At 66.3% G+C, this 23,109-nt stretch carries 25 protein-coding genes; 12 read left to right on the top strand and 13 right to left on the bottom strand.

Annotated features, from left to right (window positions below):
* Positions 1 to 74 precede the first annotated feature (74 nt).
* The 4 genes from KF791_12210 (at position 75) to KF791_12195 (ending at position 3,939) form a co-directional block, all read left to right on the top strand.
* Positions 75 to 752 (top strand): bifunctional 4-hydroxy-2-oxoglutarate aldolase/2-dehydro-3-deoxy-phosphogluconate aldolase, encoded by a 678-nt coding sequence (locus tag KF791_12210; GenBank protein ID MBX3733345.1) that lies wholly within the window; start codon positions 75 to 77, stop codon positions 750 to 752.
* Positions 753 to 762: 10 nt separating this feature from the next.
* Positions 763 to 1,872, top strand: a complete 1,110-nt coding sequence (gene sppA / locus KF791_12205) for a signal peptide peptidase SppA (GenBank protein ID MBX3733344.1) — start codon at positions 763 to 765, stop codon at positions 1,870 to 1,872.
* Between the two features lie 130 nt (positions 1,873 to 2,002).
* On the top strand, positions 2,003 to 3,133 hold the full coding sequence (locus KF791_12200) for an aminopeptidase P family protein (protein ID MBX3733343.1): 1,131 nt from the start codon (positions 2,003 to 2,005) through the stop codon (positions 3,131 to 3,133).
* Between the two features lie 104 nt (positions 3,134 to 3,237).
* On the top strand, positions 3,238 to 3,939 hold the full coding sequence (locus KF791_12195) for a zinc metallopeptidase (protein ID MBX3733342.1): 702 nt from the start codon (positions 3,238 to 3,240) through the stop codon (positions 3,937 to 3,939).
* Here KF791_12195 and KF791_12190 read toward each other — a convergent pair.
* From KF791_12190 to KF791_12165, 6 genes are all read right to left on the bottom strand, one after another.
* The gene (locus KF791_12190) at positions 3,884 to 4,411 is read right to left on the bottom strand and encodes a hypothetical protein (protein MBX3733341.1); all 528 of its coding nucleotides are present in this window, start codon (positions 4,409 to 4,411) and stop codon (positions 3,884 to 3,886) included. The genes KF791_12195 and KF791_12190 overlap by 56 nt on opposite strands.
* Positions 4,412 to 4,422: 11 nt before the next feature.
* On the bottom strand, positions 4,423 to 4,743 hold the full coding sequence (locus KF791_12185; GenBank protein ID MBX3733340.1) for a hypothetical protein: 321 nt from the start codon (positions 4,741 to 4,743) through the stop codon (positions 4,423 to 4,425).
* A 39-nt stretch (positions 4,744 to 4,782) separates the two neighbouring features.
* Complete coding sequence (locus KF791_12180; protein MBX3733339.1) at positions 4,783 to 5,403, bottom strand: RNA polymerase sigma factor; 621 nt, start codon at positions 5,401 to 5,403, stop codon at positions 4,783 to 4,785.
* A 15-nt stretch (positions 5,404 to 5,418) separates the two neighbouring features.
* A complete protein-coding gene (locus KF791_12175) occupies positions 5,419 to 6,471 on the bottom strand; it encodes an N-acetylmuramoyl-L-alanine amidase (GenBank protein MBX3733338.1) in 1,053 nt (350 codons plus the stop codon).
* The gene (locus KF791_12170) at positions 6,468 to 7,763 is read right to left on the bottom strand and encodes a PQQ-binding-like beta-propeller repeat protein (GenBank protein ID MBX3733337.1); all 1,296 of its coding nucleotides are present in this window, start codon (positions 7,761 to 7,763) and stop codon (positions 6,468 to 6,470) included. Before KF791_12170 ends, KF791_12175 begins: the two co-directional genes overlap by 4 nt.
* A gap of 74 nt (positions 7,764 to 7,837) precedes the next feature.
* Positions 7,838 to 8,299, bottom strand: a complete 462-nt coding sequence (locus tag KF791_12165; protein ID MBX3733336.1) for an Rrf2 family transcriptional regulator — start codon at positions 8,297 to 8,299, stop codon at positions 7,838 to 7,840.
* A gap of 224 nt (positions 8,300 to 8,523) precedes the next feature.
* On the opposite strand from KF791_12165, the gene KF791_12160 reads away from it, so the two are divergent.
* From KF791_12160 to KF791_12130, 7 genes are all read left to right on the top strand, one after another.
* A complete protein-coding gene (locus KF791_12160) occupies positions 8,524 to 9,297 on the top strand; it encodes a DUF1559 domain-containing protein (protein ID MBX3733335.1) in 774 nt (257 codons plus the stop codon).
* Positions 9,298 to 9,335: 38 nt separating this feature from the next.
* Entirely contained in the window at positions 9,336 to 10,331 is a 996-nt protein-coding gene (locus KF791_12155) for a sulfate ABC transporter substrate-binding protein (protein ID MBX3733334.1), read from the top strand.
* 121 nt (positions 10,332 to 10,452) lie between these two features.
* Positions 10,453 to 11,196, top strand: a complete 744-nt coding sequence (locus KF791_12150; protein MBX3733333.1) for a succinylglutamate desuccinylase/aspartoacylase family protein — start codon at positions 10,453 to 10,455, stop codon at positions 11,194 to 11,196.
* 32 nt (positions 11,197 to 11,228) lie between these two features.
* Entirely contained in the window at positions 11,229 to 12,053 is an 825-nt protein-coding gene (cysT, locus tag KF791_12145) for a sulfate ABC transporter permease subunit CysT (protein ID MBX3733332.1), read from the top strand.
* A 3-nt stretch (positions 12,054 to 12,056) separates the two neighbouring features.
* Positions 12,057 to 12,977 carry a sulfate ABC transporter permease subunit CysW gene (gene cysW / locus KF791_12140; GenBank protein MBX3733331.1) on the top strand — a complete coding sequence of 307 codons (921 nt, stop codon included), beginning with the start codon at positions 12,057 to 12,059 and terminating at the stop codon, positions 12,975 to 12,977.
* A complete protein-coding gene (locus KF791_12135; GenBank protein MBX3733330.1) occupies positions 12,974 to 14,074 on the top strand; it encodes an ABC transporter ATP-binding protein in 1,101 nt (366 codons plus the stop codon). Before cysW ends, KF791_12135 begins: the two co-directional genes overlap by 4 nt.
* Positions 14,075 to 14,151: 77 nt before the next feature.
* Positions 14,152 to 15,258, top strand: coding sequence for a zinc ribbon domain-containing protein (locus tag KF791_12130; protein ID MBX3733329.1), 1,107 nt, complete (start codon positions 14,152 to 14,154; stop codon positions 15,256 to 15,258).
* Positions 15,259 to 15,304: 46 nt separating this feature from the next.
* Here KF791_12130 and KF791_12125 read toward each other — a convergent pair whose 3' ends face one another.
* Both KF791_12125 and KF791_12120 read right to left on the bottom strand, forming a co-directional pair.
* Positions 15,305 to 16,123 carry a M48 family metallopeptidase gene (locus KF791_12125; GenBank protein ID MBX3733328.1) on the bottom strand — a complete coding sequence of 273 codons (819 nt, stop codon included), beginning with the start codon at positions 16,121 to 16,123 and terminating at the stop codon, positions 15,305 to 15,307.
* Positions 16,080 to 16,445 carry a (2Fe-2S) ferredoxin domain-containing protein gene (locus tag KF791_12120; GenBank protein MBX3733327.1) on the bottom strand — a complete coding sequence of 122 codons (366 nt, stop codon included), beginning with the start codon at positions 16,443 to 16,445 and terminating at the stop codon, positions 16,080 to 16,082. Before KF791_12120 ends, KF791_12125 begins: the two co-directional genes overlap by 44 nt.
* Before the next feature lie 130 nt (positions 16,446 to 16,575).
* On the opposite strand from KF791_12120, the gene KF791_12115 reads away from it, so the two are divergent.
* Positions 16,576 to 17,046 carry an acetolactate synthase gene (locus tag KF791_12115; GenBank protein MBX3733326.1) on the top strand — a complete coding sequence of 157 codons (471 nt, stop codon included), beginning with the start codon at positions 16,576 to 16,578 and terminating at the stop codon, positions 17,044 to 17,046.
* A 72-nt stretch (positions 17,047 to 17,118) separates the two neighbouring features.
* Here the strand turns inward: KF791_12115 and KF791_12110 are convergent, their stop codons facing one another.
* The 5 genes from KF791_12110 to KF791_12090 form a co-directional block, all read right to left on the bottom strand.
* On the bottom strand, positions 17,119 to 18,354 hold the full coding sequence (locus tag KF791_12110; GenBank protein MBX3733325.1) for an ABC transporter permease: 1,236 nt from the start codon (positions 18,352 to 18,354) through the stop codon (positions 17,119 to 17,121).
* 79 nt (positions 18,355 to 18,433) lie between these two features.
* The gene (locus tag KF791_12105; protein MBX3733324.1) at positions 18,434 to 19,660 is read right to left on the bottom strand and encodes an ABC transporter permease; all 1,227 of its coding nucleotides are present in this window, start codon (positions 19,658 to 19,660) and stop codon (positions 18,434 to 18,436) included.
* Positions 19,657 to 20,385: an ABC transporter ATP-binding protein gene (locus tag KF791_12100; protein ID MBX3733323.1), complete on the bottom strand. Its 729-nt coding sequence runs from the start codon at positions 20,383 to 20,385 to the stop codon at positions 19,657 to 19,659. Before KF791_12100 ends, KF791_12105 begins: the two co-directional genes overlap by 4 nt.
* A gap of 24 nt (positions 20,386 to 20,409) precedes the next feature.
* A complete protein-coding gene (locus tag KF791_12095; GenBank protein ID MBX3733322.1) occupies positions 20,410 to 21,735 on the bottom strand; it encodes an efflux RND transporter periplasmic adaptor subunit in 1,326 nt (441 codons plus the stop codon).
* A gap of 84 nt (positions 21,736 to 21,819) precedes the next feature.
* A complete protein-coding gene (locus KF791_12090; GenBank protein MBX3733321.1) occupies positions 21,820 to 22,812 on the bottom strand; it encodes a WYL domain-containing protein in 993 nt (330 codons plus the stop codon).
* Between the last annotated feature and the right edge of the window lie 297 nt (positions 22,813 to 23,109).

Below are 23,109 nucleotides of genomic sequence, written 5' to 3'. Positions count from 1 at the left end.
CCGGGCCCGCCTTGAAGGCGCCAAGACCCGTGAACCCTCCCCCTGCACCTCCTTCCGAATTCCCGCGCTCCCCGGTGGAATCGCTCCGCAGTTCGGTCCATCGCCGGATCACAGACGCGGGCCTGGTCGCGGTGATCCGGGCGCCGGATTCCTCCGTGGTTCCCGACCTCGCAGCCGCCCTCGCCGCCGGAGGGATTTCCATCGTGGAAATCACCACCTCCACCCCGGGATTCGCCGGTGCCATCCGTCGGACCCGTGACCACCTCGGGGACCAGGTGCTCGTCGGGGCCGGCACCCTGCTGTCCAGGGAGGATTGCATGACGGCCCTGGGAGCTGGCGCCTCGTTTCTGATTTGCCCTGTCCTGCGTCCGACGCTGGTGCCGCTTGCGCATGCCGCCGGCTGCCCCATCGCGCTCGGGGCGGGAACTGCCACCGAGGCCCAATTGGGACACGAGGCAGGCGCCGACTTCGTGAAATTGTTCCCTGCGGAATCCCTCGGCCCGGGATTCATCCGCTCCCTCCTCGCTCCCTTGCCACACCTTCAACTCATGCCCACCGGCGGGATCGGCGTCGCCAACGTGGCCGCCTATCGCGCGGCCGGCTGTGTCGCTGTGGGGGTGGGGGGCTCCCTTCTGGCGGCCGACAAGATCCGCGCCCGCGATTGGAAAGGCATCTCCCGGGCTGCCGCAAGCCTCGTCGTGGCATGGCAGAGCGCCGGGAACCCCGCTTGCACCGGGGAACGGGCTCCCTAACGTCGCTGAAATGTCAGAGAGCCCGCGCCCTCCCCAATATCCCGTCCCCCCGTTGCTGGATCTGCCACGACGCCGTCCAAGGGGACGGGTCCGCTGGTGGGTCTGGGCCGCGGTGACGGGCGGCGGACTGGTCCTCCTTGGCATCCTGATGCTCAGCCTCGCCCTGGACCCAGGGGGCTCGCGGCGTGCGACTCCCGACGGACGGGCCGGTGCTTCCGCTCTCATCGAGGAGATCGTGGAGCACGGCGGAGCCGGGGAGAAGATCGCCCTCATCGAAATCCAAGGAATCATCGGCGGCCCGCTGCGCGGCAGTGCCGGAATGGTTGACCTGGTCCGGGACCAGTTCGACCGCATCGCCAGCGATCCCGCAGTGAAGGCGGTGGTGCTCCGGGTGGATTCCCCGGGGGGCGAGGTGCTCGCGAGTGACGAGATCCATGATTCCATCCGCCAGTTCCAGGACCGCCATCAACGTCCCGTGGTCGCCAGCATGGGATCCCTGGCGGCCTCCGGGGGCTACTACGTCAGCGCGCCCTGCCGCTGGATCGTGGCCCATCCCCTCACGCTCACTGGGAGCATCGGGGTCATCTTCCACGGCTACAACTACCGGGGATTGCTCGACAAGGTCGGGATCCGTCCCGAGGTCGTGAAAAGCGGCAGACTCAAGGACATGCTGCGCGGAGACCGCCTTGCGGAGGAGGAGCTTCCGGAGGAACGGGCCATCCTGCGCGACCTGATCCACCAGAACTTCGACCGCTTCAAGCAGGTCGTTCAGGAGGGCCGCGGTGGAGACGGTGCGAACGCGGGCGGACGCCGCCGCCTCGCCGGGAATTGGGAGGAATTTGCTGATGGCAGGATTCTTTCCGGGGTCCAAGCCTACGACTTGGGGCTGGTGGATGAACTCGGATCGCTCGATGCGGCGGTCGCCCGGGCCCGGACACTCGCCGGCATCGGGAAAGCCCGTCTGGTCACCTACCGATCGCCCTCACGACTTTCCGACCTGGTGCCCTTCCTGGGCATTGGGGCATCCGGGGAGGTTCGTATCCGCTGGGACGGATGGGCCCCTGCGGCCGGAATTCCGGAAGGCAGGCTTTACTTCCTGTCGCCGCTGCACGTCCACTGATCCCGGGCCTCCGGGGCAATCCGGAAGGCATTCCGGACACCACCCGCAGGATTCGCAACTGGTATTGCGGTTCCACGTTTGACCGGCGCTGGATTCCGCCTCCAAATCGCCGGGCCACATTCCACGCCTGATGAAGCCCTCCACCCTGCTTCACATTGCCGAAAGCGAGCGCGATCCCGACATGCGCTATGCCATCGGCGTGGCAGTCTCGAAACCTTCGATTTTCCTGCGCAACAACGGCTGCTCGATGGCGGTGCTGCACGATCTGGAGGTGGAACGGGCCCGGCCACACGCGCAGGTGGACCGGGTGCTGCCGCTGTCGCGCTTTCTGCGGGCCGCCCGCGGCCACGGCTGCAAAGTGCCGGGACTTGCCCAGGCCGCGGCAGCGCTCTGCCGCGAGGCAAGGGTCCGGAAGGTCACCGTGCCCTTCGCCTTCCCGGTCGGGGTGGCCCGCCAGCTGCGCAAGCTCGGATTGCGCGTCAAGGTTCGCGAGGGCTGGTTCCTTCCCGAGCGCGAGTTCAAGACGGCGGCGGAAGTGAAAATGATCCTTGCGGCACTGATGATGGCCGAGGTGGGCATGGCCGAGGGGATCCATGCCCTGAAGCGGGCCAAGATCGGCAAGGACCGCCGTCTGCTGCTTCAGGGCGTGCCGCTCACCTGCGAAAAACTCCGCGCCATCATTGAAACGGCCGTGCTCCAGGCCGGGGGGGTCGCGTCGAACACCGTTGTGGCCCAGGGCCCTCAGGCCTGTGACCCCCACGAACGCGGCCATGGACCGCTCGCCGCCCACGTTCCGATTGTGGTCAACATCGTCCCCCGGTCCGCCCGGACCGGATATCACGGGGATATTTGCCGGACCGTGGTGCGCGGCCGCGCCACCGAGGCGGTGCGGCGGCAATATGCCTCCGTCCTGCAAAGCCAGGCGGTGGCCTTCTCGCTGCTGCGCGAGGGCATGCCCGGGGCGCATGTACACACGGCGGTGGAACGGTTTTTCCGGTCCCAAGGGTACCGGTCAGGACGCCGACGCGGTCAGCCGGTGGGCTTTTTCCATGCCACCGGTCACGGCCTCGGGCTGGAGGATCACGAGCCGCCAACCGCCTGCCGCAGTTCCGAATGCATCCTGAAAGCGGGCCATGTCATGACGGTGGAACCCGGGCTCTACTACCCGGAGATCGGTGGCGTCCGCCTGGAAGATGTCGCCCTGATCACGCCCGGGGATCCGCAGAACCTGACCCAGTTCGAAAAGATTCTGGAGGTCTAGACCGCGCCCCCACTCATTTCCAATCGGCGAATGGCTTCTCATTGCCAGCAGTCCGATTCCCCACCAATATCCTCGACGGAAAGGAAACTGCCATGCCCATAGGAATGCCCATTTTCTCCCCCATCGAACTGATCCTGCTCGCCTTCGGGATCATCATCGCCCTCTGGGCGCAACTGCGGTTGCGGTCCGCCTACGGCCGATACTCGCGCATCGGCACCCAGCGCAACGTCACCGGCGCGGCCGCGGCCCGACACATCCTGGACCAAAACGGGCTCCACGAGGTGGGGATTCAAGAGGTACCGGGAGAGTTGTCCGACCATTACGACCCGACCCGGCGCGCCGTGTTCCTGTCGCACGACATTTTCCACGGGACGAGCATCGCGTCCGTTTCGGTCGCGGCCCACGAGGTTGGCCACGCCCTGCAGCATCAACAGGCGTATGGCCCGCTTGGATTGCGCATGGCCCTCGTGCCCATCACGGGATTCGCGACCAATGCGTCCATGTTTCTGATCCTGGGCGGCATCTTCCTCGGAAACATCCTCGGTCCGATGGCGTCCACACTCCTGTGGATTGGGGTCGGCTGTTACGCCCTGCTGGCCTTCTTCCAACTGATCACCTTGCCCGTCGAGTATGATGCGTCGGCCCGCGCCAAGGTGCAGCTGACCAACCTCGGGATCATCACCCCGGCGGAGAGCGGGGGCGTGGACCGGATGCTCGGCGCCGCGGCCCTGACCTACGTCGCCGCCATGATCAACGCGGTGCTGCAGTTGATCCGTCTGATCCTGATTGCCCGGTCCCGGGATTGACCCGCGGTGGCCGCCGCCCCGGCGAGCCGTCCTCCCGCGGCGCATCCCCGTCACCCCGTCGGGGGCCGCGGTCTCCGGGCGGTCCCATCCGGAATCGCTTCGAACGTTCACTGAGCACGGCGTCAAAACGCTCGCGCTGCGCCGGATCCAGCTCCTGCCGAATCCGCAAGGTCAGCGCTTCCATTTCGCTCCGGGCGCGTGGGGCCAGCGGTTCCCAAAGAGACCGCAGCGATTCCTGGCTCTCGCGAAGGAGGTCCTCGATGCGCTCGCGCTGGGCCTCGCTGAGGTCCAGGTCGCGCTGAACGCGCCGAAGGAGCTCCGACCGGGCCCACAACGGCGGCGGCAACTCCCCGCGTTGACGCTGCGCCTGGCGATCGGCCGCCTTTGACTGGAGACGTGCCCCCATGACCCCGGCGACCACACCCGCCGAGAAAAGCAGCGTGGCGGCAAGGATCAACTGGAGCGACTTCATCAATGGAGGGCTCAGCGGGTTCCCCACAGTTCGTCATCAGGCACCGCCGAGGCCAGAAGGGTCTCCTCGAAGGCCGCAGCCGACCACCCCGCCGAGCCGCCAGGACCCGGGATCAACCGGTCCGCACCCACCAGCACCAGCGCCACGGCCATGGCCGGGATGGACGCCTTCCAAAGCCCCAGCACCAGCGACGACCCGGGATCCGGTCGCACAGCCCCCCCGGGGCGCAAACAGGCCATCACCCGCTGCTCAAAGGCATACGGCACCGCGCCGGAAGGAGGATTCCTGCGGGCCGCGGAGAGGAGAGATTGCCGCAAACGCTCAACATTCATGACGGGTCAGGAGCTCGGACGCAGGGAGGCATCGCGCGGTTACACAAACTTGTCCCGGGTCATCCGCGACAGGATCCGTCGCATTTCGGCGCGAGCACGAAAGGCCCGGACCTTGACCAGGGGCACCGACCATCCGGTGAGTGCTGCGATCTCCTTCACGGGGCGATCCTCCAGCTCCAGCAGCGTGATGACCAGCCGGTTCGCCGGCGACATTTGCTCAAGGATCCGGTTCACAAGCGTCCGCGCCGCCGCACTGTCCGTCCCGGCAGCCTCCGCGGCGACCGCGTGGCGTTCCAGCCAGTCGGTTTCCTCGGGCGCCAGACTGCTGACCGTGTGCTCGCGATTGCGCTGATGGCTGCGCAATGCGTCGTAGCAGGTCCGGACCGCCAGCCGCATCAGCCAATGCTCAAACGGCGCGTTGCCACGCCATGTGGACAGTTTGGAAAAGGCCTTGAGGAAGATCTCCTGCACGAGGTCTGCCACTTCATCCTCCCGCCGGGCATGGCGCCGCGCGGTGGCAAAGAGTCGCGACTGGTACCTGCGGACGATCCCCTCAAACGCGGCGCTGTCCCCCGCGATCACCGCGGCCACCAGTTCAGCATCGGGGCGTTCGTCAGCCACGGTGGGTTGGGGCGGCTCCGCAGGGGATTTCCAGAGCATCCGTGGCGTTGCAGGTCACTGGCTCCCCCCCCGCTGGACCGCGCGCTGGTACGCCTTGACGCCGTCCACAATGGCGTCGGCGAGCCGTCCGCGGACCTGGTCGCTGAAGATCTTGGTGCCATCCGCCCGATGGTCCATGAACCCGCCCTCAATCAATACTGCGGGCATGCGGGCGCTGCGGAGCTCGACGAAGTTCGCGTGGCGAACCCCACGATCCGCCAGGCCCATCGTGCCAACGATCTTCTTGTGAATGTGGTATGCCAGCAGGAGGTTTTCCCGGTCCTGCCGGTTGCCTTCCTGGGATCCGGAACTGCGTCCGCCGTTGGTGGAACGGCCGTCGCGGGGGGTCAGCGCATAGGTTTCCGTCCCGTTGGCTGTTCCCGAGGTGGCTGCGGCCCCGTTAAAGTGCAGGGACAGGTAGAGATCGGCTTTCGCGCGGTTGGCCCGGGCCGGACGCTCCTCCAGCGGGACGTACACGTCCCGATCCCGGACCTGAACGACCTCAAAGCCGGCGGCCCGCAATCGCTGCTCGACCTCACGGGCCAGCTTGAGCGTGTACACCTTTTCCTGGCGCACTCCCTGAGTATTGCCGGGATCCTTGCCGCCATGGCCGGCGCTGATGGCGATCTTCCGGATCTTCTTCCCGGCCGGAAGACGGGTGGGCTTGAGCAGCGGTTGGACGATCGCATCGAGATCTTGGGCGGACAGAAACGGACGGTTGCCGCTGCGAATCACGGGCCGTTGCAGCCACACCATCACCCCGTCGAGCTCCAGTCGGGCGGTGTCCACCTTGAACGCCATCCGGGTGGAACGATTCGTCAGGATCAAGGACCCGGTGCCGGGATTCCAGCGGCTTTTGAAGCCCTCCCGCTCCCCCCAGGCCATCAGGTCCACCCGCAACAGGCCGTTGATTTCTTGAAACGGGACCGATGACGCCGCTCCGCGGACCGCAGCAAGGCCGCCAAGGCTGGCCCATGCCCAAACCATCCACCCCAACAGGCCCACCCAAGACCCTGCGGACGGCATCCGGCAACCCGGAGCCTTGGGCATGCGCAACAGCGCGGTCACTTGGATCCGAAACAATGCAGGTGCTGCGCCGTCCGGACCAGCACCGCGCCAGGAGTCGGGACCACCGAAGACCGGGTGGGCCCGTCGTCCAGATCCAGCCGGCTTAGAACGCGAAATTCATCCCCGGCGGACACCACGAAGACCTCGCCCTTCTCGCTGACAAGGTAGATCTTGCCGTCCGCTCCGGTGGGCGAACTCCAGATGGGCTCACTGCCTTCCAGCTTGCCGGACCAGACCGCGGCACCGGTCTTGGGATCCACGCGGGTCAGGATCCGCCGCCCCCCATCGAGGATGAACATTTTGCCATCCAGCAGCAATGGCGTGGCCCAGTCGGTGGGGGCGTCCCGAAATTCCCAGACCCGGTGGGTCGCCGTCACATCGCCCTCGCCGCCCTCCCGAAACGCCACCACGGGCTGCCCTTTGGGCCCGCAGGCGTAGATCAATCCATCGGCGGCGACCGGGGAGGTGACGATGCGATACCAGTCATCCCGCTTGTCGTAGAGCCGCGCGCGCCAGATCTCCGAGCCATCCTTGGGGCGGTGTCCGCTGACGTGATCTCCCCCGACGATCAGGATCTCCGTGCCTCGCGAGCCGTTGTAAGGAAATGGGGTGGCATAGCTCTCGAGGCTTTCCTTGGTGGAGTCCGTTTTCCGGGGTGCCTTCCACAAGGTTTTGCCGGTGGCGGGGTCGAGACCCAGCAGGAACGAATCCCGCTCCGGCCTGCCATCAAACAGCGGGTAGTCGGCCGGCATTTCATCCCGCTGGAGCACCGGGATGATGAGCTGGCCGTCGTGGAGCAACGGACTGGCCCCGTAAATCCACATGATGGCAAACCGTCCGTAATCCCGGTACAGGGGGCGCTTCCAAAGCTCACGCCCATCGAGGTCAAATGCCGCGAGGTCGCCCGTGCCAAACAACGCAATGACCCGGTGCCCGTCGGTCACCGGTGATGGCGCCGCCATGTTGTTGCGGCCCTTTTCCTTGTCTCCCTCCGCGACGGTGCGGGTCCAGAGCAGCTTCCCGGTGGCCGCATCCAGGCAGAGCAGATTCAGATTCCGCGCCTCGTCGGGGCTCGTCAGAACGATCCGGTTGCCGGAGACGACCGGAGTGGATCCGGCCGGTCCGGGCAGGGGGACCGACCAGCGGAGGGTTTCGGGCGCGATTTGCCCAGGCAGCGAAGCGGCGGGTGAGGAACCATTGAAACGCGGGCCCCGCCATTGAGACCAATCGTCAGAGGCCCCCGCCGCAAGACACAGAACCCACCAAAATCCAAGCAGCTTGAGTGGTTTCATCGGTTCCAGATTCGTAGCCCGACGTTGGACCCTTCGGCCAGCCTCGAATTCAAGTCCGCTGGGATTCCGCGGCATCAAATCACAAAATCGAGGGGCCGGTCGGGAGCCTGTCGGAGCTGACGCGCCCGCTGCACCAGGTCCGCGATGGTGGTCGTCTCCAGAATGGTGGCGATGGCGTCCCGAACCTCCTTCATGACCGAGCGCAGGGGGCAGAGCGCCTCGTCGGGGCACGTGCACTTCGCATAGAACCGCTCCGAAACACAGCTCACGGGTGCCAGGGCCCCCTCCAAATGGCGGATCACCCGGGCCAGCCGGATTTGCTCCGGGGGCATGGCCAGCCGATAACCGCCCGCAACCCCCCTGCGGCTCTCCACGAAGCCCGCCGCCTTCAGGTCGTTCAGGATCTGCTCAAGAAACCTTTTGGGAATGTTCTGCTGCTCGGAGATCGCCTGGATGCGCACCACCGCATCCCCGTAGTGCGCACCGAGAACTCCCAAGGCCCGAATCGCATACTCACCGCGAACAGAAAGCTTCACGGATTCGGATCCTAGAAATCCCGATTCTTCTGATCAAGTTTATGCGCTCCGACTGCAGAATTCCGTAGAAACACTTCAAAAATTGAAAATTATCAAGATTTCAAAACAATCCCGATTGACATGATAGAGTTTATTTGGAAACTGCTCGTGCCGTCTGCGTGGGGACCACACCGAATCCACTGGCGAGGCCCTCGATCTCGCAGACGCGACAAAGACATTTCGCCATGAAAATCAACGGCTACTCCCGCCATGGAAGCGCCACACGTCCGGGCTTTACGCTCATTGAATTCTTGGTGGTCATCGCCATCATCGCCATCCTCGCCGGCATGCTTCTGCCGGCACTTGCCCGCGCAAAGGGCACGGCCAGGCGTGTCCATTGCCTCAGCAACGTGCGACAGGTCGGATTGGGATACACCATGTACGTCGAGGATCATGCCGGACGTTTCCCCGCGCATGTCACGGAGCGGACTGCGCCGCCGGGGACTCCCGACACCTGGGAGGCCCGCTCATCGTACTCGTACCGGCAGGTGCTCCTGCCCTACATTGGCCGGGCCACCAACATTTTTCGTTGCCCCAACGGCCCAAAGTGGGAGGCCCCGCGGGCGGGTGCATGGTTCACCACCGACTACGGCAACAATCACAATGAAGCCAACCTCGACAATGCCGTCCAGCAGGCGTGGTACCGGGCAAACCCGGATTTCGGGTTCAATGAAGCCACCCCGGTGACTTCGATCGTCCGTCCCTCGCAATTCATTGTGCTGGGCGACGCCGGACGCGCCAACGGCTCCCCATCCAGAGGCGGCATGTACCCGCAACCCTGGGCGTTTGATGATGCGGCCCTGCCCAACCAGCAGGCGCGGCTGTTGGGACGCCATGCCGGCGTCGCCAACATCACCTATGCCGATGGCCACGCCGAGCAGTCGCAGACGAACCGCACGTGGCGGACCTACGACGACAATGACTGGCGCCGCGGCCAGATCGGAGCCTCCATTCAGTGAGCATTTCCCTGCCCATCGCACAACGGACCCGCCGGGCCATCGGGTGCCTGTTGCTGGCAGGCTTCGCTGCGGCGTGCGCCCACGCCAGGGAGTTTCGCCTCCTGAACGTGTCCTACGACCCCACGCGCGAACTCTACGCCGAGGTGAACGCCGCCTTCAGCAAGTCCTGGAAGGAACAGCACGGCGACACGGTGACGATTCAGCAATCCCATGGAGGCTCGGGACGGCAGGCACGCGCGGTAATGGACGGTCTCGGCGCCGACGTCGTCACGCTGGCCCTGTCGCACGACATTGACGTGATCGCTTCGCGGTCCCGTGCGATCGCCACCGACTGGCAGCGTCGCCTCCCCGACAACAGCTCCCCGTACACCTCGGTCATCGTTTTCCTCGTGCGCAAGGGGAACCCGAAGCAGATCCGGGATTGGGACGATCTGGCCCGCCCGGGAATCGCCGTCATCACGCCGAATCCCAAGACCGGCGGTGGCGCCCGGTGGAACTATCTGGCCGCCTGGGGATATGCCCTCCGCCGCCACGGCGGCGACGAGGCGAAGGCCCGGGAGTTCATGGAGGCCGTCTTCCGCAATGTGCCGGTCCTCGACACCGGGGCACGAGGGGCCACGACGACGTTCGCCCAACGGGGCATCGGGGACGTGTTGATCACGTGGGAGAACGAAGCCTTCCTGAGCCTCAAGGAATTCGGCGAGGACCAGTTCGAGATCGTAACCCCGTCCCTCAGCATTCTCGCCGAGCCCCCGGTCGCCGTCGTGGACCGCGTGACCCGTCGCAAGGGCACCGAGGCCGTGGCGAAGGCATACCTGGAGTTCCTGTACACGGAGGCAGGCCAGGAAATCATCGCCAAACACTTCTTCCGCCCCCGCATGGAGTCCGTGGCCGCAAAGTATTCGCGGCGCCATCCCCAAATCGAACTGCTGACCATTGATCGCGATTTCGCCGGATGGGCGGCAGCCCAGCAAAAGCATTTCGCCGACGGCGGCCTCTTTGACGTCATTCTCACCGCCGCACGCCCCCGTTGACGCCCTCCACGTCCCATCCCAAGCCCCCGTGAGCCCGCACATCACGCCGATCCAATCCGCACGGACCCTCCCGCAACCCGCGGAGGGAGGACGCCGCTCATTCCGTCGGGTCCTCGAGCCAATGGACCGTGTCGTGAGGCGCTGCGATCGGATCCTGTGCACGGCCCATGGGAGCTTTTCCCATGGCGGCCATGCCTATTCCATTCCGAGGTACATGTACGTCGGGAGGCCCGGGGGCGGGGACATGCTCCACATTGGCATCTTCGCCACGATTCACGGGGACGAACCGGAGGGGGTTCTCGCGCTGGCACGCTTCCTCGAACAGCTTGCCGACGACCCGGCAATTGGCGAAGGCTACGCGGTGTTCCTGTATCCGGTCTGCAATCCGAGCGGCTTCGAGGACAACACCCGCCACTCGCGGTCCGGCAGGGACCTGAACCGCGAATTTTGGACGGGCACCGACGAGCCGGAGGTTCGCATCCTGGAATCGGAGCTCGAGGAAAACGCGTTTCATGGAATCATCACGCTCCACAGCGACGACACGAGCGACGGACTGTACGGATTCGTCCGCGGGGCGGTGCTCTCCGAACACTTGTTGCGTCCGGCCCTGCTCGAGGCGGGGCGTCACTTGCCCCGCAATCACCGGGAGTCCATTGACGGATTCGAGGCACGCCACGGGATCATCCATTCCGGCTATCCCGGCATGCTGGAATCGCGTCCCGGGACACTCAATCCCCCCTTTGAGATCACCCTTGAGACCCCGCAACGGGCGCCGCTGCACCGTCAGGTGGACGCCCTGGTGTCGGCGCTCGGGACCATTCTCAAGGAGTTCCGGCTGCTCCAGGCGATCGCGCAAAATATCTGACGCCGGGGCCGGTTCCACCTGGAGGTCCGAGGATGTCCGCTAAACGGCACACTCCCCTGCCCGGCTTCGGGCTGACGCTGGGGTTCACCCTGTTTTACCTCGGGGTGATCGTGCTCATTCCGCTGGGGGCGCTGGTGCTGCGGGCGTCCGCGCTGTCGCTGGAGGAATTCTGGAGGCTGACGACCAACGATCGCGCGCTGGCGGCCTTCCGCCTGACCTTCGGCGCCTCGGCGGTGGCCGCCACCCTGAACGCGGTGTTTGGAACGCTTTTGGCGTGGGTGCTGACCCGATACGAATTCACCGGCCGCCGGTTGCTGGACGCCCTCGTGGATTTTCCGTTTGCCCTGCCCACGGCGGTCGCCGGCCTCACCCTGGCCAGCCTGTTCGCCCCCAACGGGTGGCTGGGGCGCTTCCTGGTGCCTCTCGGAATCGAGGGCGCCTATTCGCGTTTGGGCGTGGTGATCGCCCTGACCTTCACCGGCCTTCCGTTCATGGTCCGCACCCTGCAACCGGTCATCGGCAACCTGGATCCCGAGATCGAGGAGGCCGCCGCGATGCTCGGTGCCGGTCGCGGCGCCACGTTCCGCCGCGTGATTGCACCGATGCTGCTCCCATCCATGCTGACCGGCTTTGCCCTCTCCTTTGGCCGGGCGATCGGCGAATACGGCTCCGTGGTGTTCATCTCGGGCAATCTCCTCGGCCGGACTGAAATCGCGCCCTACCTGATCGTGATGCGCCTCGAGGACTACGACTACCCCGGGGCGATGGCGCTGGCGGTGGTACTGCTGGTCGTCTCTTTTTCCCTGCTGGCGGTCATCAACCTGCTGGAACGGTGGGCCAGCCGCTTCGAACGCTGATCCATGGCCGGAATCGTCCAGCGCCCTGCAGGCCGTGCCCTCCGCAAATCCGCCCGCGGGATGGAGGAATCCCCCTGGGTCCGCCGCCTGCTGATCTCGGTCGCCCTGTTGTTTTGCGGGGTCTTTCTTGTGCTGCCGCTGGTCAACGTGTTTGCGCAGGCGTTTGCCGACGGTGTCGGGGCGGTCGTGGGGGCGATCGCCGATCCCGACACGGTGTCCGCCATCCGCCTGACCCTCCTCGTCGCCGCGGTGAGTGTGCCGCTCAACCTGGTGTTCGGCATCGCCGCCGCCTGGGCCGTCGCCCGGTTTGAGTTCCCCGGCAAACCGCTCCTGCTCACACTGATTGACCTGCCGTTTTCCGTCTCGCCGGTCGTCGCCGGCTTGATCTATGTGATCCTGTTTGGCCTCCAGGGCTATCTCGGACCCTGGCTGGATGCCCGGGACATTCAGATCATCTTCGCAACGCCGGGCATCGTCCTGGCCACGATCTTCGTCACCCTGCCCTTCGTCGCCCGCGAGCTCATTCCGCTGATGCAGGCGCAGGGCTCCGAACCGGAGCAGGCCGCGCTCACCCTGGGCGCCAGCGGCTGGCAGACCTTCTGGCACGTCACCCTCCCCGGCGTGAAATGGGCGCTGCTGTATGGGGTGATCCTCTGCAATTCCCGGGCGATGGGCGAATTCGGCGCGGTCTCCGTGGTGAGCGGCAACATCACCGGACGCACCGACACCCTGCCGCTGCGGGTCGAGAAACTCTACAACGGCTTCCAGGGGGCCGCGGCGTTCTCGGTCGCCGGCCTGCTCACCCTCCTGGCGCTCCTCACCCTGCTCCTCAAGACCTGGCTCGAATGGCGCCAGGAGCGGGATCTCCACGACGCACAGGTCGCCCCCGCGGCGCCGGGCCCCGATTTCCCCGACACCCCATGAGCATCGAACTGCGCGCGGTCTCCAAACAATTCGGATCCGTCGTCGCCGTGGACGCCGTCTCGTTCACCGTCGCCGAGGGCGAGCTCATCGGGCTCCTCGGCCCCAGCGGCGGCGGCAAGACCACGGTATTGCGCATGATCGCGGGGCTCGAACTCCCGACGTCCGGCGACGTGATGATCGGCGGACGCCGCATGAACGATGTCGCCGTGCAGCGCCGGAACATCGGGTTCGTGTTCCAGGGCTATGCGCTCTTCAAGACGATGTCCGTCGCCGACAACATCGCCTTTGGGCTCAAAATCCGGAAGTGGCCCCCGGACAAGAGAGCCACGCGGGTGGACGAACTGCTGTCGCTCTTCGGGCTCGAAGGGCTCGGACGGCGCTATCCGCATCAGCTGTCCGGCGGGCAGCGACAGCGGGTTGCAATCGCACGGGCGCTGGCGCCGCAACCCGAGGTGCTGCTGCTGGACGAGCCGTTCGGGGCTGTGGATGCCAAGGTCCGCCAGGAACTCCGCGAGTGGCTCGTCAAACTGCACCACGAGTTGAACGTCACCACCGTCTTCGTGACCCACGACCAGGAGGAGGCGCTGGAGGTCAGCAACCGCATTGTGATCTTCAGCCGCGGGCGGCTGGAGCAGATCGGGACGCCGCGGGAAGTGTACGAACAGCCCGCCAACGAGTTTGTGGCGCGCTTCATCGGCGTGATGAACGTGCTGGAATTGAAGGTTCAGGACGGCGAGGCCCGCCTGAGCGAACTGCGCTTTCCGTCGCATGGCGCGGGCGAGGGACAGACCCTGCGCATCGGGTTTCGTCCCTACGCCGTGCAGTTGTCCCCACAGCCCGCCGAACTGCGCTACCGGGCGCGGGTCCGGCGGATCTACTTCCTCGGCGTCATGCTGCGCATTGAGCTCGAGACCCCCTCGGGACTGGTCATCCGCGCCCGCGTCAGCAAGGAGGAGTTTGCCCGGCACGGCCTGGTGGACGGGGACGAGGTCAGCTTCCAGATCCGCACCTACCGGGTGCTGGCGCGCAACGGGGACTCCCTTGCCCCGGAGGTGTCGACCGAGCACTCGCTCCCGGTCTACGACCCGGGGATTTGAAACGTGCAACGCATCAAATCCTCAGTCCACACTGACGGGGTCTCCGCGCATCGCAGGTTGGCCGGAGGACATTCGAAATGTCTGAAACCGTCGCGCAGCAGAAGTTCTCCTGTCCGTCATGCGGTGCGGAGGCCACCTGGAACCCGGGCCAGCAGGCCCTGATCTGCGGCTACTGCGGCACGAAGTCGCCGGCGACGCTCGACACCACGCCTGGTGGCGGCGCAACGATCCGGGAACTGGATCTGGCCACCGCGCTCCGCGGAATTCCCGATGATCAACGGGGCTGGCGGACGGAACGGGTGGAGGTGATGTGTCAAAGCTGCCGCGCGATCTCCATCTTCGACCCGGCGCGCATCGCACAGCGCTGCGACTTCTGCGGGGCCGCCAAGCTGGTGCCCCATGCGGAGGTCAAGGAACCGTTCAGCCCCGAAAGCCTCCTGCCGTTCAAGCTCGGCGCGACGCAGGTCCGGGATGCCGTCCGACTCTGGTACGGTCGCCGATGGTTCGCGCCGAATGCGCTGGGGACCCGGGCACTCACGGACGAACTCCACGGACTGTACATCCCCTACTGGACCTTCGATGCCCGGGTTTCGGCGGTATGGACCGCGGAGAGCGGCCGCTACTATTTCGACACCGAATTCTTCACTGATGCCCAGGGAAACCGCCGCTCCCGCCAGGTGCGGAAGGTGCGATGGACCCCGAGTTCGGGTCGCCTCGAGCATTTTTTTGACGACGAACTGGTCTGCGCCTCCAAGGGATTGGACCGGCGGCTCCTGCGTGGCATCGAGCCGTTTCCCACGCGCGAACTGGTGCCCTACCAGGCGGGGTTCCTCGCCGGCTGGGTCGTGGAGCGATACCAGATTGACCTCATCGGCGCTGCGCAGCACAGCCGGGAGCAAATGGAGCAGCGGTTGCGGGAACTCTGCGCACGGCAGGTGCCGGGGGACACCCACCGGAATCTCCAGGTCCGCGCTGAATGGTCCGGGCGGACGTTCAAGCACATCCTCGTCCCCGTCTGGCTGCTGACCTACCACTACCATGGACGGCGGTTCGACGTCCTCGTCAATGGCTACACCGGAGCCATCGCCGGCACCCACCCGAAGAGCTGGATCAAGATCACCCTGGCCGCCCTCGGCGTCCTGTTGTTCGTCCTGATGGTGGTCCTGCTCGGACGTTACCTCTGAATTCAACCGCTCCAGACCCTTCTACGCCGGGACGCGGGTGCCAGGCTCACAGCACACAACGACCGGTCCGCTTGAGCCACTGTTCCGACTCGCGGTAGTTCGGACACATCCGCTCGACGAGTTCCCAAAACCGGGCGCTGTGGTTGAGGTGCACGAGATGCGCCAGTTCGTGAAGAATGACGTAGTCGCAGACCGCCGGCGGCACCTGGATCAGCCGCCAGTTCAACGACACAACACCCCGCGCCGAACAACTCCCCCAGCGGGTGCGCTGGTTCCGGATGGACACCCGGGCCAGGCGGCTGGTGAGCCCCTGCGCCGCCGCAAGTTCGCGAACACGCCCGGGCAGCGTCCCGGCAGCCTCACGACGCAGTGCCGTCTCAACCGCCGGACGCAGGCCCTCCGTCCCGGGGGGGACCTCAATATCCATCGAGCCGAGGCGGATTCCCCCGGAAACGCCGGACGCCGTCAGCGGCGTTTCCACGCCGCGCAGGGCAACGGAGTCCCCGGGGCGCAAGGGGTGGTCGGGCCGTGGCGTTTCGAGAAAGCCCTGCAATCGAGCGGCGAGCCAGCGTTCGTTGGAGGCCACGAACCGGCGGGCCTCGCGCAACGTCCCACGCAACGGCACGGTGCAGCGGGCGGAGCCGTCGCGCCGGAAGAGCAACCGGTACCGGCGGGCGCGCGGATGCCGGACATAGCGGACCACGAGGCGCCCCGACACCAGGGGCAGCTCATCCTCGGCCACCAGATCCCCCGCGTGACGGACCGGGGCCAGCAAGCGAGCCACCGGAGCCCACAGGGTCCCCAGAAAATCCGTCTGGCCGTCATCCCTCACGGCTTCCGTCGAGCGGGTTCCGGGCAAAAACATGCGAGGCGACGATGCGGCCATGGATCAAATGCTTCTCCACGATCTGCCCGAGCACTTCGGGGGTGCAGGAGTGGTACCAGACCCCCTCGGGATACACCACCGCGATGGGGCCTTGGGCGCAGACCTGAAGGCAGTTGGCCTTGGTGCGGCAGACCCGCGCCCCGGGGCCGACCAGGTCGAGCTCCTTGAGCCGCCGCTTGAGGAATTCCCAGGAAGCCCGGCTCACGTCGGCCGGACAGCACTTTGGCTTCGAGGGCTCGGCGCACAAAAGGAGGTGGCGGCGGGCGGTCAACAGACCCGTCTCGGCGGCGCGTTGATGCAGTTCCCCGGTGGCGGACACCCCGTCAGCAAACGGGGGAACCCGACGACGGGCAAGCGTTCTGCCGATCACGCGGTGACTCGATCATCGCCGGACTTGCCGCCGGAATCCACAACCCGATACTGGCTCCCCCATGCCGGACACTCCCGCCAAGGCCATCGCCCGGGATCGCGAACGCGAGCCGGTCATCCAGTTCAGCGTCTTCATCCCCAACCGCATCGGGCGCCTTCACGAGGTCACCTGCCGGCTCGCCGAACGTGAGGTGCACATCCTGGCGCTCACCGTGCTGGATACCACCGACAGCACCATCCTGCGCATGGTGGTGGACGACCCCGATCGCGCCCGGTCCCTGCTCGATGAACATGATTTTCCATTCACCGAGGTGAAAGTTCTCGCGGTGGAGGTCGCCGGCGAGGGGCGGCTCCGGGATGTGCTGTCGGCATTGCTGGAGGCCGAGTTGAACATCCACTACACCTACCCGTTCCTCACCCGGCCCGGCGGCCGATCGGCCCTGGTGGTCAGCATCGAGGATCAGGAAGTCGCGGAGGACATCCTGCGACGCCACGAATTCGACGTGCTCTACCAACCCGACCTGTCCCGCTGAGCCGTGCGTGGACTCCCCACAGCCACGGCTTTCAACCGCCCGAACCGCTCGGCCGCGCCTCACCCCACCAGATCACTCATACCGCAGCGATTCGATGGGATCGAGGTTGGCGGCCTTCCAGGCCGGATAGGTGCCGAACAGCACGCCCACGGCGCTGCAGACCGCAAGGCCGATCCCCACCCAGTCCCAGGGCATCACCGCACGGACCTGGAGCAGCATGCCGGCCAGATTCCCCACTCCGACTCCGAGCACGACGCCGATCAAGCCGCCAAGCTGACACAGCACCACGGCTTCCATGAGAAATTGCATCAGGATTCCCGATTTCCGCGCCCCCACCGCACGACGGATGCCGATCTCGCGGGTCCGCTCCGTGACGCTCACCAGCATGATGTTCATGATCCCGATGCCCGCCGCCAGCAGCGCGATGCTGCTGATCACCGCCGCGCCGGCCCGGACCGCGAGGGTGAAGGTGCGAAACTGCCGGATCAGGGATTCATTCGAGATGATCTCGAAGTCATCGGGAGCCCCGGGGGGCACCCGGCGCAGGAGCCTCAGGATCCCGCGGGCCTGCTCCTGCACCGCTTCGTACGATTCGCGGTCCGGGGCCTGGACCTGCAGCGACAGCGACGTCTCGCGGCCGTATTGCTGAATCACGGTGCGAATCGGCACTGCGATGAAATTGTCCTGGCTGCGGCCAAACAGGCTGCCCTTGGGCTCCAGCACCCCAACGACCGTGTAACTGCGCCCCTTGAAGCGCACCCACTCTCCCAGCGCCGAACCGTAGGGAAACAGCGTATCCCGCACGTCCGCCCCGATCACGGCCACGTGGCGGGTGGCCTCCATGTCGGCCTCCACCAGCGGACGCCCCTCGGCAACCTCCAGGTTGCGTGTGGCAAATGCGCCCGCCGACAGCCCGATGAATCCGGTTGTGGGGGCGGTGCGCGCAAATCGCGACGACATCTCCCCGCGGTCCACATCGGCACTCACGCCCACATTCGCGGCCAGGGTCGCGCGCTCCTCCAGGGCGCGGGCCGTATCCAGATAAAACCGCTTCCGCCGCCAGTAGCGGTCCCCGGCTTCCTCATCGTCCTCCACCGGCAGCATGGGAAACCGCTGCACCTGGAAGGTATGGCTGCCCAACTGCGCCATCTCACGCTCCACCGTGCTCTGAAGGGCGCGAACGGTGGTGGCCACCAGGATGATGCTGAAAACGCCGATCAGGATGCCCAGCAGGGTGAGCGACGACCGCAGGGGATGCGCCCGCACGCTGTCGAGCGCCAGCCGCAGGGATTCACGAACTCCGGCCAGGCTCCGGGCGAGCCGGCCGCCCCGCCGCGAGGGCGGGACTCCCGGGGAGCCGGCGATGGGGGGTGGCGTGCTCACGGAATCATTCCGAGCGCAGGGCCTCAACCGGATCCAGCCGCGCGGCCCGCCACGCGGGCACAAGCCCGCTGATCACCCCCGTGACCAGCGACACCAGCAGGGCCACGCCCGCCAGCCACCACGGCATGGTCGCGATCAGGAAACGGTCCACCACCCGGGTCAGAGGCCACGCGATCGCCAGGCCCAGGAATCCCGCCGCCAGCGCAATGCCGGCGGCCTCGACCAGAAACTGAACCAGGATCGTCCGCCGCCGCGCACCGATCGCCTTGCGCACCCCGATCTCCCGGGTCCGCTCCGCGACACTCACGAACATGATGTTCATCACGCCGATGCCCCCGACAAACAGCGACAGGCCGGTGATGAAGAGGCCCGCCGACGCCATCGTCCCGCCCACGCGGTTGAAGAAGCTCACCAGGGCTTCCTGCCGATTGATCGCAAAGTCGTCGGGACGCTCCGGAGGGATGCGCCGCAGCTTGCGGAGGATGCCCCGCAGTTCCTCCTCGGCCTCGTCCATCAGTTCAGGGTCCCGGACCTTCACCAGGATCGTATAGTCGGGCCACCGCGACAGCTCCTGGGTGAAGCGGGTCACCGGGATGAACGCGAGGTCGTCCCGGCTGAAACCGCCAAGGAAGGTGTCCTGGCTCTCGACCACCCCGATCACCTCGTAGCGCGCGTCGCCAATCCGGATGCGTCCGCCGAGCACCCCGCCCAGCGGAAAAAACCGGTCGGCCAGGCGCGCCCCAAGCACGCACACCGGTCGCCCGGACTGCACGTCGCCCGGGCTGAGCCAGCGCCCCGACTGGAGTCCAAATCCGTGCACCTCGATGTTGCGGTCGTCGGTCCCGACGATCTCCACCGAACGGGCCTTGCGACGCCCTTGCGAAACGGCGCTTTGACCCATGACTTCCAGCGAGACCTTGGACGCCTGGCCGGACAGCCGTTCCACGTCGCGCGCCTGGTCGCGGGTGAGCGGACGCCGGTTCCGGCTGGACCGCCATTCCGCCTCATCGGCAAACCAGGACATCCGTTGGAGGAACAGCACGTCGCCACCGATCGTGGCAACACTCTGGCGGAAGGCGCGATTGATACCGGCAATCGCGGTGCCCATCAGCGTGACGGTCACCACGCCGATGACGATGCCGAGGGTGGTCAGCACCGACCGAAGCCGGTTGGCCAGCAGCGCGGCCGCGGCGATCCGGACCGCCTCGCGAAACTCGGCCCCAAGCGTCATGGCGATCCCGGGGCCAGCACCGGCGGGGGCACGCTGCGCGGAGCGGCGTTGACCTCATCCGCGGCGATCCTTCCGTCGCGGATCCGCAGGATGCGCCGGGCATGTTGGGCGACCTCCTCCTCATGGGTGACCACGATGATGGTATTGCCCCGGCGCGACAGCACCTCGAACAGTCCCAGGATCTCCTCGCCGGTCCGGGAATCGAGGTTCCCGGTCGGCTCATCGGCCAGCACGATGCTCGGGTCATTGACCAGGGCGCGCGCCACGGCAACCCGCTGGCGCTGTCCGCCGGAGAGTTCGTTCGGACGATGGTGCATGCGGTCCGAGAGCCCCACGCTGGCCAGAGCGCGTCGCGCTCGTTCCCGGCGCTCCTCCCGCGGCAATCCCGCGTAGATCAGTGGCAGCTCGACATTGTGCAGTGCATCGGAGCGGGGCAGCAGGTTGAAGCTCTGGAAGACGAAGCCGATCTCACGATTGCGCACGTCGGCCAGCGCATCGTCATCCATCGCCGCCACATTGACTCCATTGAGGTCGTACCGCCCGCTGCTGGGGGTGTCGAGGCACCCCAGCAGGTTCATGAGCGTGGTCTTACCGGACCCCGAGGGTCCCATGATCGCGAGATACTCCCCGCGCTCAATCGCCAGCGACACGCCGCGCAGGGCATGGACGATCTCCGAGCCCATCACGTAGCGGCGGGTCAGATCCTCGATCTGGATGAGGGCCATGGCGGCGGGTGGGTTTGGTCCGTCTCAGGAGCCCCCCGGACGGCGCACCTTTCCGGTCCCCTCCGGGCGCGTGTTGTCCACCCGCACCAACTTGTCGGCCTCCAACTCCCGGGCGATGGCGCGAAAGCTGCCGGTCACCACCTCGATGCCCTCCGACAATCCCTCGATGATTTCGTAATACTGGTCGTCGCTGATTCCCCGGCGAACCGGGAGCGAACGCGCCCGCCCGTCCACGACCGTGAACACCACCTCCTGCGGCTCTTCCGCCGTACGCTTCCGGCGGCGGGTTTCGGTCAATTCCCGACGCTCCTGCCGTTCCTCGAGGGTCTCCTTGGAGGGCTTCATCGCGGGCGGGTTCGTCCCGCCGGGCATGCGGGTGGTCACCGACTGGATCGGGACGGTGAGCACGTTGGTCCGGTAACGCGTCTCGATGTCCGCCGTCACCGACATCCCGGGGAGGAACCGCTCCTTGTCCTGGACGCGAATGCGGATCTCAAACTTGGTGGCCTCCTGGGTGGCCCCCGTCACCGCCTTGGCCGAGTTGGCGATCTGGGTCACCACCCCGGAGAACTTGCGATCCCGGAAGGAATCCACCTCAAGCACGGCCCGCTGCCCGGTGGCGACCAGGGGCACATCCACCTCGCCAACCTCCACCCGGGCCTCCATCTCGTCGAGGTCGGCGACCGTCATGATCTCGGTGCCGGCCATCATTCCCGTACCGACCACCCGTTCGCCCGCCTCGGAATTCAGCCGGGAGATGGTGCCGTCAATTGGGCTGTAAATGGTGCACTTCATCAGGTCCTCCTCGGCGCGTCGCAATGCCGCGCGGGCGTTCTCTATCCGGTGCCCGGCCGCCGCGGACTGCGCGGCGCGCACGTCGCGGGCCGTGCGGGCGGCATCGAACTCCGCCGCGCCGACGATCTTTCGTTCAAACAACTCCTGGGCGCGCTTCAATTCGATCTCGGCCTGTGCCAGTTCCGCCTGCGTGGTGGCCAGGTCGGATTCCGACGACCGGAAGCCGGCCTCGGCCGACTTGCGGGCCGCCTCGTAGAATTCCGGCCGGATGCGCACCAGGAGGTCGCCCTTCTTCACCGCCTGCCCCTCCTTGACCGGCAGCTCAATGATCTCGCCAGCCACCTCGGGACTGATCTTCACCTGGAGCACCGGCTGGATCCTGCCGGTCGCCGTGACGATTTCGGTCAGGTCGCGCCGCTTCACCGGCTCGGTCTGGACGGTCAATACGGCGCTTCGTTTCTTGAGATACCACCCCCCAGCGGCCCCGGCGCCAGCCAGAAGCAACACGACTCCGAGGAGGATCCCGACGCCCAACCGTCTCTTTGCTGTGGCCATGCCCGTGAACGAGGACCCTGACGGTCGGAGAAAGTTGCAGCAAGTTGCGGTGACATCTTCCGTGCCGCGGCGGCGGCCGGCGCGTCAGTGCACCGCCACGAGCCGCCCGGCCGCCGACCGCACGGAAGCCACCAGCTCCGGAGGGGCGATCACCCGCGCCGCACCACCCCACCCCAGCACCCATCGCTGCACTTCCTGCAGGCTCCCGAGCTTCAAACGCATCTCCACGCCGCCGCCGGGCAGCTCGGTCAGTCGCTGGGAATTGTGCCACTTCTTTTCGCGGATGTAGTCCGACACCGCCTCGTCAAACTGCAATACCACCGCGTAGGCCCCATCCCGCGAATGGACCCCGAAGCTGTCCCGCAGATACTTCTCCAGCGCGAATCGCGCGGGCCGATCAAAGGTGCCACCCTCGGGCTCCAGAGCGACAATCCGCGCTGGAACGAAGGTGCGGATCGCCTGCCGCAGGTGGTCAAAGGCGAACAGGTACCAGTCACCATCCACGTTGGCCACCTGGTACGGATCCACCACCCGGACCTCGGGTGTCCGCGCGCCGGGCTTGCGATAGCGGATGCGCAACCGTTCGCGCCGCTGCGCCGCACGGGTCAGCCCCTCAAGGATCGGAGGCACCGAGAGGAGCGGCTCGGCCGTGGTGCGAAAGGTGATGGCCTCGCCCCATTGCGAGATGTTGAAGGACACCGCATCGGGCAGGGCCTCTTCCAGTTTGCGCAGGGCCGCCACCAGACGCGCCTCGAACGGCGTCCCGCGATATTGCTGCAGGGCCTTCTCGGCAACCAGCAACGCGAACAATTCCCCCTCGGTGATCTGCAGCGTGGGAAAGGACTTCACCTCCTCCGTGTACCGATATCCATTCCGCACCGGATCGAATTCCAGGGGCAGATTCAGCCGATCCCGCATGAACTCCAGGTCCCGCTGAATCGTCTTGGTGCTGACCTCGAGCTTCCGCGCCATCGTCGAGCAGTTGGGATACCGGCCTTCCCGGAGCACGGCGTGAATGCGCATCATCCGGTCCAGAGGTGGACGGGTCGTGGGCAAGCCGGGAGCAGTTCGTTTCATGGGCAATGCGAATCGAGTCTGGCGCCACGGCCGCCCGCGACGCCACGAGAAACCGCGGGCGGGAGTCCTCGCCTTGGGCTTTCCCGGTCCGTGACTTCCATTCGTACGCAGGGAATGCGCGGAGGTCTCGGGCGGGCGGAGGCACGGTCACGGTCGTCTTAACCGTCGCCCGTCGCCATCCTCGACAAAATATTGGACAAAATATAGTGACAGGTTCATTATTTGACAAGTGCGTTCCGTGTGGATACAGGTCTTCCCATGCGCATGGCACGACTGAAGGTGAAGGCGGAGGAGGGG

It is taken from the genome of Verrucomicrobiia bacterium, assembly GCA_019634635.1.
In the GTDB taxonomy this organism is placed as follows: domain Bacteria; phylum Verrucomicrobiota; class Verrucomicrobiia; order Limisphaerales; family UBA9464; genus UBA9464.
The sequence above is the reverse complement of the archived record's forward strand: the minus strand, read 5'-3'. Positions and strand labels throughout refer to the sequence as shown.